Source organism: Neisseria sp. HMSC70E02 (assembly GCF_001838645.1).
Taxonomy (GTDB): domain Bacteria; phylum Pseudomonadota; class Gammaproteobacteria; order Burkholderiales; family Neisseriaceae; genus Neisseria; species Neisseria macacae.
Genome location: NZ_KV838053.1, coordinates 5472 through 13618 on the forward strand (window position 1 = coordinate 5472; position 8147 = coordinate 13618).

10 protein-coding genes are annotated in these 8147 nt (G+C 41.4%); 1 reads left to right on the forward strand and 9 read right to left on the reverse strand.

The window, feature by feature from the left end; translation table 11 throughout:
• Positions 1-170: 170 nt before the first annotated feature.
• Complete coding sequence (locus HMPREF3277_RS00495) at positions 171-887, reverse strand: S-methyl-5'-thioinosine phosphorylase (protein ID WP_003764149.1); 717 nt, start codon at positions 885-887, stop codon at positions 171-173.
• Positions 888-1063: 176 nt separating this feature from the next.
• On the reverse strand, positions 1064-2134 hold the full coding sequence (locus HMPREF3277_RS00500) for an AI-2E family transporter (RefSeq protein WP_070869716.1): 1071 nt from the start codon (positions 2132-2134) through the stop codon (positions 1064-1066).
• A 204-nt stretch (positions 2135-2338) separates the two neighbouring features.
• On the opposite strand from HMPREF3277_RS00500, the gene purM reads away from it, so the two are divergent.
• Complete coding sequence (purM, locus tag HMPREF3277_RS00505; protein ID WP_003764184.1) at positions 2339-3373, forward strand: phosphoribosylformylglycinamidine cyclo-ligase; 1035 nt, start codon at positions 2339-2341, stop codon at positions 3371-3373.
• Positions 3374-3644: 271 nt separating this feature from the next.
• On the opposite strand, the gene HMPREF3277_RS00510 is transcribed toward purM, so the two are convergent.
• The 7 genes from HMPREF3277_RS00510 to HMPREF3277_RS15095 all read right to left on the reverse strand — a co-directional run.
• Positions 3645-3974, reverse strand: a complete 330-nt coding sequence (locus tag HMPREF3277_RS00510) for a hypothetical protein (protein ID WP_141758449.1) — start codon at positions 3972-3974, stop codon at positions 3645-3647.
• 10 nt (positions 3975-3984) lie between these two features.
• Positions 3985-4182: a hypothetical protein gene (locus HMPREF3277_RS15520; RefSeq protein WP_003764191.1), complete on the reverse strand. Its 198-nt coding sequence runs from the start codon at positions 4180-4182 to the stop codon at positions 3985-3987.
• A 1802-nt stretch (positions 4183-5984) separates the two neighbouring features.
• On the reverse strand, positions 5985-6515 hold the full coding sequence (locus HMPREF3277_RS00525) for a hypothetical protein (RefSeq protein ID WP_003764124.1): 531 nt from the start codon (positions 6513-6515) through the stop codon (positions 5985-5987).
• Positions 6516-6802: 287 nt separating this feature from the next.
• Positions 6803-7060, reverse strand: coding sequence for a hypothetical protein (locus tag HMPREF3277_RS15525; RefSeq protein ID WP_246830730.1), 258 nt, complete (start codon positions 7058-7060; stop codon positions 6803-6805).
• Complete coding sequence (locus HMPREF3277_RS15530) at positions 7057-7218, reverse strand: hypothetical protein (protein ID WP_246830731.1); 162 nt, start codon at positions 7216-7218, stop codon at positions 7057-7059. The genes HMPREF3277_RS15525 and HMPREF3277_RS15530 overlap by 4 nt, the downstream gene beginning before the upstream one ends.
• Before the next feature lie 360 nt (positions 7219-7578).
• Positions 7579-7953 carry a hypothetical protein gene (locus HMPREF3277_RS00535; protein ID WP_070869717.1) on the reverse strand — a complete coding sequence of 125 codons (375 nt, stop codon included), beginning with the start codon at positions 7951-7953 and terminating at the stop codon, positions 7579-7581.
• Positions 7946-8147, reverse strand: a 202-nt coding sequence (locus tag HMPREF3277_RS15095; protein WP_210401141.1) for a hypothetical protein, incomplete at its 5' end; no start/stop codon positions are given. The genes HMPREF3277_RS15095 and HMPREF3277_RS00535, both read right to left, overlap by 8 nt.

Sequence of the window (8147 nt, forward strand, 5' to 3'; positions counted from 1 at the left end):
CGCCGTACTGGTTTAAAGTTAATCCACTATATTAGTTTGTTGCAGGACTGAAGTGTTGGTTTGAATGCCAAATTGTTTCTGCCGTATCTATCTTAGTAATGAGGTCGTCTGAAAATTTTCAGACAACCTTTTTGAATGGTTTAAAGAATCAAGAGGGAAACATTCACCCTTTACAAACCCGCAAGCAAACGACGGATTTTGCCGATGGCAAGCTCGGTTTCCAAGCCGCATTCCGTCCCTTCCGCTCCGCTGCTGAGGCAGCGGATGTCGGTGATGCCACAGAAGTGGGCGTATTGGATGCCCAGTTCGCGGGCGAGGAAGGCTTCGGGCATTCCGGTCATGCCCAATACGTCCACGCCGTCGCGGCGGTAACGTTGGATTTCGGCGCGAGTCGGCCAGCGCGGGCCTTGCAGGCAGCCGTAAACGGCTTGGGTGTATAAGGGCATTTGGTGCTGTTGCGCGTGTTCGGCAATTTTTTCGCGCAGTCCGGCGGTGTAGGGTTCGAGAAAATCGGTGTGTACGACCGGTTCTTCCTGTCCTTCAAAAAAGGTGTCCTTGCGGCCGTAGGTGTAGTCGATCAAGTCGTCGGGCAGGACGAGCGCACCGTTTTCAAAGCGGTTGTTGATGCTGATGACGGAGGAAACGGCGACGATGTATTCCGCACCTATGGAATGCAACGCCCAGATGTTGGCGCGGTAGTTGATTTCATGTGGCGCGACGGTATGGCCGAAGCCGTGCCGCGCGAGGAAGAAAATGTCCTGACTGCCCAGTTTGCCGCTTAAGACGGGGCTGCTGGTCAGTCCGTAGGGGGTGCGGACGATTTTGCGGTCGGTGATGCTCAGTTCTGGCAGCTTGGTCAGGCTGCTGCCGCCGATGATGGCTAACATATGGTCCTTTGTGTAAGTGATTTCAGGGAGTGAGTGTCGGAAAGAAAAAGGTTTGCAAAACAGCCATGATGATGGAAAACAGGATTAACACCTTCATTGTTCAACATGGCTGTCGAAAAAGGGCTGGGAGGTCGTCTGAAAACCCATATCTGTTTTCAGACGACCTTTTTGTCCTTTTACTTGTGTTTGTAAAAACGGCTGTGGAAATAAGCATTCACGCCTTCGCGCAGCAGGACTAAGGTTACGGCAGCAAGCGGCAGGCCGGCGAGCATGCCGACGAAGCCCATCAGTTGTCCGAACGCCATCAACGAGAAAATTACCCAGAACGGCGACAGGCCGATGCGGTCGCCGACGATTTTCGGGGTAACGATAAAGCTCTCGAGGAATTGTCCGATACCGAACACGACCCACACCATAACCAGACCATGCCATGTGCTAAATTGCAGCAAAGCGGCGACGGTCGCCAGCAAAAGTCCGGTAAATGCGCCTAAATACGGGATAAACACCAAAATACCGGCAATCATACCGATGGCGAAGCCCGAATCCAGTCCGACCAGCATCAGCCCGACCCCGTACACCAGCCCCATAATCAGCATCACCATCAACTGCCCGCGCAGGAACTCGCCCAAAACTTCATCCATATTGCTTGTGATGCGCGTATAAGTGTCGATAAAGCGACGCGGAACTAATGCGCTGATGCCGTAAGACCAGCGTTTCCAGTCCAAAAGGAAATAATACAGCAGTAGCGGCAGCAGTATCAGGTTGCTCATGCCGCTGATGACGTTGCCGCTCTGGCGCATCAGCGTCGGGACCCAAGCCTTGAGCGTGTTGCTCAATTCGCCCGTATGCGACTGCAACCATTTGACTACCGAATCCTGATCGATATGCACATAATTGCCCGCCACATGGTTCAGCCAAGGCAGCAGCCTGTTTTGCGTAAAATCGACGATTTGGGGAATGCGGCTGACCATATTGTTAAACTGGTTGATCAGCATAGGCACGATAATCAGCATCAGCGACAGCAGCAACAGCAAAGCGAATACCATCACCATCATGGACGCGGGGCCGCGTTTAATCCGTTTTTTCTGCAACCATTCCACCAGCGGATTCAACACATAAGCCAAAACCGCCGCCACAATAAACGGCGTCAGGATGTCGCCCAGCGCGTACAGCAGCCAGACAAAAGCCGCAATCACGCAGCCCATAATGATCCACGGCTTCATGCCGCGCGTTTTTTTCTGATACATAAAACCTTTCCATGTGTGTTTCAGCGGGAGCCGCCGCAATCGTTTTCAGACGACCCCTGACCGTCCAGTATAACAGAATAAACAGGGTCGTCTGAAACCTCAGATTGTTTACAAAATCACCGAAAAATCCAAGCCCGCGCCTGCAAAATAAGGTAAAATACGCCCCATCGTTTTTCCGTCCCAATCACGATAAGGAACCCATTCATGAGCACTTCACTGAGCTACCGCGACGCTGGCGTCGATATTGACGCCGGCGACCAACTGGTCGAAAACATCAAACCTTTTGCCAAACGCACCATGCGTCCCGAAGTGTTGGGTGATTTGGGCGGCTTCGGCGCATTGGTCGAAATCAGCAAAAAATACAAAAATCCCGTCCTTGTCAGCGGCACTGACGGCGTGGGCACCAAGCTCAAACTCGCCTTCGACTGGGACAAACACGACACCGTCGGCATCGACCTCGTCGCCATGAGCGTCAACGATATTTTGGTTCAAGGCGCGGAGCCTTTGTTCTTCCTCGACTATTTCGCCTGCGGCAAACTCGACGTCGCCCGCGCTACCGACGTGATTAAAGGCATCGCCCAAGGATGCGAAGAATCCGGCTGCGCCCTCATCGGCGGCGAAACCGCCGAAATGCCCGGCATGTACCCCGAAGGCGAATACGACTTGGCAGGCTTCGCCGTCGGCGTGGTCGAAAAAGAGCGCGTCATCAACGGCCGCAGCATCAAAGCGGGCGACATCGTGTTGGGTCTGGCTTCCAACGGCGCCCATTCAAACGGCTACTCCCTCGTCCGCAAAATCATTGCCCGCGACAATCCCGATTTGGACGCCGAGTTCGACAACGGCAAAACCCTGCGCGAAACCATCATCGCCCCGACCCGCCTGTATGTGAAACCCATCCTTGCCGCCTTGGAAAAATTCACCGTCAAAGGCATGGCGCACATCACCGGCGGCGGCATTACCGAAAACGTGCCGCGCATCCTGCCTGAAAACACCGTCGCCCAAATCGACGCCAAAGCATGGGAATTGCCCAAGCTGTTCCAATGGCTGCAACAGGCAGGCAATGTGGAAACGCAAGAAATGTACCGCACCTTCAACTGCGGCATCGGCATGGTGGTCGTCATCGCCGAAGAAGATGCCGACGCGGTGCAGGCATTCTTAACTGAACAAGGCGAAACCGTTTACCGTTTGGGCAAAATCCGCGAACGCAACGGCGATGAGCATCAGACCCAAGTGGCTTAAATCACAAGCCTGAATCTAAATAAAAGGTCGTCTGAAAACTGAACTGCACCTTGGTGGTTGGATACCCCCCAACCACCAAGGTGCAGTTTTTTATAGTGGATTAACTTTAAACCAGTACAGCGTTACCTCGCCTTAGCTCAAAGAGAACGATTCTCTAAGGTGCTGAAGCACCAAGTGAATCGGTTCCGTACTATCTGTACTGTCTACGGCTTCGTCGCCTTGTCTTGATTTAAATTTAATCCACTATAAGACCTAATCCACGATTACTGTTTTAAGGAATCGAAATAACATCTGCAATGCATCTTGGACCATCAAAAATTTTAAATTTCGTATCTAATGGTATTTTTTCGTTTTTTCTTATCAGGAACCAAGCGTTTGCATAACTGATGTTTTTATTTGGTATATACTCGTAAATGTCTAAAACTATACTTCTAGGAAAATTTTCTTGAAAAACACCATCTTCAAATTTACTTACGGGATAAAAGAGACCAATGGGAGGAATCGTCTGACAACCTCCGTCTTCTCGTAACTTCCAAAAAATTTGAATATTAGCAGTATTTTCAGCGTTTATCATTGAATCCTCCCAGTGTTCTAGTTTCAAAAGGTTTAGGTTATTTTATTAGGATTTTTAATTCATCCGGTAGCTTAGCACCATTTTCATATGCTTTTTTAGCCCAAAATGTGGCTTTTTCTTTATTTCCTTGTGCTAAAGATAAATCAGCTAAATTGGATTGGGCAATAGGATGTCCATTTTTTGCCGCTATCTCTAGCCATTTAAATTCTAAATTTTGATTTAGAGATACAAACATATGGTATTGATATAATTTGAATGATGAATTTTTATCTCCATGAGAGGCTTTTTCTTCCAGAGTATGAATTTCTTCATCCGAAATCCAATAAGTACTACCTGTTGATATGGAGTCAGCTATTTTTTCATTTATTTTCTTTGGGTGCTTTAAAAATTTTCTTAAGTTTGTAGATAAAATTATATAAAAGAAATATATTTATAAAAAAGCTAATTAACCCGTAAGTAAAGTGTATTATTCTTCGATAAAAGATATTATCAGCAGTAGGATTCAGGTTTAGTCCAAAATAAGTAATAATATCTTCTTCAATAATGGACCATGGAAGCGTTATGGTAATATTAATTAATTCTAAAATCCAAGGGTTTATTATAAATAAGATTATATATATAAATAAATATAATAAAAAATATTTACAGATTTTCATAAAATTACATATGGTTTGTAGATGTTTTTTAATGGTTTTATTGGTAGATAGTAGATTTTGGCAAGTTCAGGTCCCAACGCTTTATAGAAAAATCAGGATGAAGAATTAGGATCATGTTGGATATTTTTAGATGTATTCATAAGAGTGTCGTCGCACCTTACCATACAGTTATATTTTTCTAATTCTGAATATGAGAATTGTTCCCTACATTTAACATAGCAAATATCATGTTGTCTACAATCTATATCCAATACTCCCATTGGTTCGACATAATATCCATTATTTTCTCGAAGCTTACTGTATTGTTCTTCCCCCTTTGTCCAGTCTGGTCCACATCAATTCCCATAATGTCTAAACCAATCTAATATATCTATTTCGTAGTATCCGGTGCAAAAGCATAAAATTAATATCCCAAAATAACCCAATCAGATACTGCCCCAAAACCGGTCTGCATCAGGTTCGTAATACTTGAAGAAGTTGTAATATAGTCCTGATTCACGGTCGGCATACTGGTTTTGCAGGCGGAAGGGTTGATAAGTGATATCCGTTACCTTTGCTGCCTTGCTCAGGGGGGGGGATAATTCAACCTAAAGAATCAAGTTCGTAGTGGCTGACGAGTTTAGCTTGAATACGATAGATTTAGCGATGCAGTTTATCTCGTTCGGTGTCGGTGATAACGGGTGATTTGACTGTTTTCGTTGTAGTTGAAGTAGGAGGAGACATGGGGAAAGGTCGTCAGGCAATTTATTTCAGACGACCTTGGTGTTTATTGGGTCTCGACCCAATCTACGGCCACTATTAGGTTATAAAGAAGATTCTAAATATAAATAAACACGCTATTATATCTAAAAACAAGCAAATTATAACTAATAATAATAATTGAATAGTTTGACTTTTTGCTATCAATGATGCTAAGTATTTTGATAAAAAAATAATACTTAAACTTAAAAAGGAATAGAATAAAATCTCTACTATTCCTAAAATATAATTGCTTATATTTCCATTACAAATGTTTAGAATGAAGCTAATAAGTCCTTTCAGTTCTCTGGTTAAGTACAAAATAAATAATAGGTTTAAAAATGATGAGATAAATAATTTCAACATATTATTTTATAAGGAAACACAACGTTGTTCACACAACAGGTTGAGAAAAATAAGCCTGTAAGACCTCAAAAGGTGCAAACTCTTCTGTGGCTTTACCGTATTATAAAAATTCATAAAGCGGCACAACTCCTTTTTCCAATGTTCCGAATCTATAAAGGGAAATTTATCATACCAAATTTCCATCAAGATGAGAGCACTCGATCTAACCTACAGCTTAAATCAATATTTGCAACTTTCGAGATTAACTTAAGCGACAATATCTACGCTTACTTGGCAGTTAACCATCCCAACGAATATTACCGTAATTGCTTAATAAGACATTTATAAACTCCTCTCCAAACTCTCTTATTAATACCTTCTCCATAGCCTTAAATCTTTCAATGTCTACAAACCAATCTCGATCCATCATATGGAATAATCTTATAGATTCTTTTTTTGAACTTTGAAATGCAAAAACACCCCAATTAATAGGTATATCCTGAACCGCAACCCAATTTAAATCAGTATCTGCCATAATAACTCCACCGTCACCATAATCATTCGTACAGCTTATTATTCTTTGTATATTTTTTAGTGAATTATCATGTTCAAGAATCCAGTTTTCCAACATAATATTAAAATCACAATCTAAAACATTAACTTGCTTATTAAAGCCACCTAGATCTAACAAGTCAGAAAATTCTCCAAGAAACTTTAAATCCATTCCAAGCACAAAATCAAAGAACAAAAAAGTATCATAATTTGGTATTAAAAAATGGTTAGGTAAAGAAAAATTCTGCCCAATAAAAATATCATTTATGTTTTTCATAAATATTTCCTCTTGTGGGATAGGGTCGTCTGAAAGATGAATTTGGATTTTTTCAGACGGCCTTTCTGGGTTGTTGGGTATTGACCAAACCTAAGCGTTTCAATACATATGTTACAAAATTCGCTGTCTTACCCCATTGCGGAAAACCATTGCTGATGGCTGATCGACTTTCCCATCGACACCTATTCCGATATTTTTTGGATGAAAATTATAAGGAGAGGTCATCTAAAAATTAATTTCAGACGACCTTGATGTGTTTTGTCGGGGCTTGACATAATCTGCGCAGGCTAATCATCTTCTATATATAGACTTGCTATAATAGTAACAATCCTGCTATTTTTCTCCCAAACTTGCAACCCTATTGTTTCAAATTCATAAACAAATTGTGGTATGCCATCATCTTCAAAATCCAATTCATCTATTTTACCTATAAAATTACTCTCAGTAATTATTTTAAATTGCTCAATAGTTAATCCAATTAAATTAGTGTCTTTATAAAATAGTTCTTTATAGCAAAATATAGAATCAATTTTATTTTCTCTCACAGTAATAAAAAACTACTATCTTGAGATTCATACTCACATACTCCAAATTCATCCGGTGAGCTGTATTTAAAAAATTGTAGGATAGAAATATATTTATCAACATTTTCTCCAAACTTAAATGGGCCTACAGATTTAAACGGAGATAGATTTAATTTCATCGTTTTGATCCTTTGCTATGTTCTACACCTTTTGCTTTTTGTTCCGCAGTTTTCTTAATATTACTTATTTTTTTCTCTCAACTAAGCTTATCTCTTCTAGGCATTCTAGGTTTAATCTGCTCTTGTAATTCCTTAATCCGTTTTTCAGCTGCTTTAAATGATCTACACCATCTCCATGTTTCTCATTTTTAGAACTATCAGAATTTCTAGAACCTTTTTTCTGTTTCCTATTATCTTGCTACGCTTTATATTTTTTACACTTTATAAATAATTTGGAGTAAGAAACCGCGTATGAGCCTTGGGACACGCAGCCTACATATGGGCTACGGTTTACTAGGGGTTTAATTCACTTAAGGTTTGTTATTCATACCAAATACCATTTCCATCACTTCCATAGTCAGGATTGAGAAGCAAGAAATTAACAATATCCGATATTAGTAATGGAGAGGATAAGTCATCATATTTTTTTATTATATGTGTTGCTTTTCCATTGGAATAATCACAAATAACTCCTCCCTTTTTTACGATGTTAGTCATTACATCCTTTAATATTTCAATAATCTCGCAATTTGATAATTTAGGAAAATCATCTTGTATTCCGGCCTTGGTTCTCCATAGCCAAACTTCATCATCTAATATTTCGTTACTCCTTTTATCAATATAATCGTTTAAATCGCGGTATCCTTTAGCTTTTAACTTTTTATCAATATATATATGTTCTCTAGTATTATGCATAATAAAAATCTCCTAATGTTATATCATTTTTGATGGATTTTAAAATCTCGTGGAAGCCCTTTGACATTGAAATCCAGTGTTTCACCATGTCTTGACGAGTGCCTAATACCAAATTTATCTCCATTTGGTAATCCTGCCCAGTTTGTTGTACTCGAACTTGGTCGTGCCCGTCCGCTGGTCGGTGCTGTGGGTCA